The 2910-nt window shown below is 78.1% G+C and carries 4 protein-coding genes; all 4 read right to left on the bottom strand.

What is annotated here, in order from left to right; translation table 11 throughout:
- The coding region (locus E9565_RS21685) for a DUF222 domain-containing protein (RefSeq protein WP_236836705.1) at positions 1-360 on the bottom strand (360 nt) is incomplete at its 3' end.
- Between the two features lie 226 nt (positions 361-586).
- Positions 587-1762: a nitrite/sulfite reductase gene (locus E9565_RS21690; protein ID WP_236836706.1), complete on the bottom strand. Its 1176-nt coding sequence runs from the start codon at positions 1760-1762 to the stop codon at positions 587-589.
- An 80-nt stretch (positions 1763-1842) separates the two neighbouring features.
- Positions 1843-2415 (bottom strand): hypothetical protein, encoded by a 573-nt coding sequence (locus E9565_RS21695; RefSeq protein WP_236836707.1) that lies wholly within the window; start codon positions 2413-2415, stop codon positions 1843-1845.
- A gap of 25 nt (positions 2416-2440) precedes the next feature.
- A partial coding sequence (locus E9565_RS21700) for a DUF4383 domain-containing protein (protein ID WP_236836708.1) occupies positions 2441-2910 on the bottom strand: 470 nt, incomplete at its 5' end.

Here is a 2910-nt window from a genome sequence, read left to right on the forward strand (position 1 = left end):
GATCACCACCGCCGCCTCGGCGGTGACCGCCCCGGCGGCGAACGCGGCGGCCACCGCCGGCAGCTCCGCCAGTGCCCGGCCCGAGCGCACCAGCCGCGATGCCGCGCCGGCCGAGAGCAGCGCGTGCCCGCGCAGCCAGGAGGCCATCGAGGCTTTGCCGTCGTGCTCGGCGGCCTGGGTGAGCTCGCACTCGCGCACCCGCCGCGCCACCTGCGCGGCCAGCCGGTTCGACGCGGTGAACAACGCCCCCAGCTGCTCGATCAGCTGCGACCCGAACCGGCCGGCCAGCTCCTCACCGGCCAGGTCGTCCAGCACGGCACCCAACCGGGCCACCGCACCGCCCCCACCTGTCGAACACACGTACGAACGCTACCGCGGATGATCGCTGCCCGCGACATGAAAGTGCAGGTCAAGCGCTTGTCCACAGATCCGGCAGAGCGCTCGACAGCTAGGTTCCGGACGTGTGGAACCGGCCTGCGGACGACCAGCGCGGTGGCCGGAGGCGCCGTACGGCGTTGTACCTGTACGTCGGCCCAGCTCGGGCTCGCGCCGCCGCCTCCGATGACCGGCACGACGCAGCGTCGGGTCAGGAGGTGGGCGCGTCGACCCGGTAGCCGGAACCGGTGGCGACCACGTCCACGACCGCGCCGCCGGGCCGGCCGCAGCGCCGCTCGCACCCGGCCCAGTGCTGCCTCGCCCCATCAGCCGGGAGGGCGCCGACCACCACGGCGGCGGTCGCGTCGGCGCGCACGTCCGCGAGCGACTTGGCGCAGCCCGGCAGCCCGGCGCAGGCGGTCACGCGGGTCCACGGGCTGCCCGGGTCGAGCACGAGCCCGGCCTCCACCAGCAGCGCGGCAGCCGACCCGTCGGCCAGGTCGGGGACGACCACCCCGCGCCACGGTGTCAGCTGGACCTCCGCCGCGAGGTCGGCCAGCAGCGGCAGCTGGGCGGCGGTGAGCCGGCCCAGGGGTACGACCGCGGCCAGCGCCGTGCGGCCGTCGTCCTGCGGTACCGCACCGACCGCCCGCACCCGCGGCTCGGCGGGCACGTCGGCCCGCGCCGCGTCCGGTGCGCCGCCCACCCGCGCCGTCACCCGCGCGCGTCCGCCGGTCAGCTCCGCCAGGCGCCACGCGCGCCCGCCCTGCTCGGCGCGCTCGGCGAGGAAGGCGCGGGTGGCGGCCAGCGCCAGGGCGACGGCGTCGTCGGACGTGGCGCGCAGCCCCGAATCGGCCCCGGCCAGGGTGAGCGCGACCGCCTCGCGGGAGAGGGCCAGCAGGCCGACGTCGCCCCCCAGCGCGGCGACGTCGCCCCGGCCGTCGTCGAAGGTGGCCAGGAACCGGCCGGGCAGCGCCGCGAGGGTCGGGTCCGCGCACAGCCCGGCGTCGAAGGCGCGCACCCAGGGGCGGGCGTCGAGCAGGCCCCCGGCCCGTCCGCTGAGCACGCTGCCCAGCAGGTTGCGCGCCGTCTCGTGGCTGTCGCTGGGCAGCATCCCGGCCGCCGCGAGCCGCTCGCCCAGCTCGCCCGCCGCCCCTGGCCGGAGCCCGCGCAGCTGCACGTTCCCGCGGCTGGTCAGCTCCAGCGCGCCGTCCCCGAGCTCGACGGCGGCCGCGCCGAGCACGCGCAGCTGGTCGGCGCGGAGCAGCCCACCGGGGACCCGAACCCGCGCCAGCTCGCCGTCTGCGGCGGAGTGCGTCTGCAGCGCGCCGGGGCAGGCATCGGCGCGGTCACGCAGGGGCGGGGTGCGCGGTCCGGCTGATGGCATGGCACCCGCGAGGCTACGTCGCGGGCCGGCACGGACGGCCCGCGACCACCCCGGACGGCGGGCGCCGCCCGGTCGGGCGCTCAGCCGGGATCGCGGTAGACCTCGGGGAGCCGCGGCGAGCGGAGGTCCAGCCGCAGGCTCGCCAGCGGCCGGCCGTCGCCGGCCAGGGCGTCGGCGGTGGGCGGCCGCTGCCCGGCCCACACCACCACCAGGTGCCCGTGCCGCGGGACGGCGAGCAGGCGGGCGCCGACCCGCAGCCGGTCGACCTCCCGGCTCGCGCGCAGCGTCGCGTACGAGGCGTGCCGGGCGCCCCAGGGCAGCAGCCGCCCGCCGTCGCGCAGCACCGACCCGCCCCCGGTCAGGGCCACCGGTCCGCCGAGGGCCGCTGCGACGGGGCGGTCGGCCAGGTCGTCACGCTCGAGGCCGCCCCCGCCACCCCCGAGCAGGACCCACTCCTGCCCGCGCCGCACGAGCACCCACGTCTCCTGAACGACGGAGCCGACGCCGCGCCGGGCGAAGCACGTGCAGGCGACGTCGCCGTCGACGTCCACGGCCAGGGCGGCGAACCGCCGCCGGCGGCTCAACCGGGCGGGGGCATCCGGCACGCCGCCCTCGATGAGCACGAAGCTCTCCGCGAGGGCGTCGTAGGCCACCCCCGAAGGCTAGGCCCGGTGCGGGTCAGGCCCCGCCGCTCGGCCCGTCGAAGGAGAGCCACACCCGCCGGCGCTCCGCCCGGCTGTGCGCCGACGCCATCGCCGCCACCCGGCGCTGCTGGTCGGGGCTCGCGGTGTGCTGCACGACCGCGATCTCCGCCTCGCGCATGGCGCGCTCGGCGGCGAACTCCTCCGGCGTGGAGGGGTGCTCGTCGTCGTCGGCGCCGTCCTCGTCGTCGTGGGGGTGGGCGTAGGGGCTGTCGGGCGGCAGGTTGCCGCTCACCCGGCCGTAGGCGCCGAGGACGAGCAGCACCAGCCCGGCGACGACCGAGAACACCACGTTGGGGAAGCGGAACGCCAGGAAGTTCAGGTCGGTGTTCAGGACGGCGAGGTTGGCCAGCGCCGACACCAGGAAGAGCACCCCGACGACGATCATCACCGTCGAGGCGATCCGGGGCCCGCGCACGGCCGCCGCGACGAGGACCGCCGCGGTGA

It is taken from the genome of Blastococcus sp. KM273129 (genome assembly GCF_021698995.1).
Lineage (GTDB): Bacteria > Actinomycetota > Actinomycetes > Mycobacteriales > Geodermatophilaceae > Blastococcus.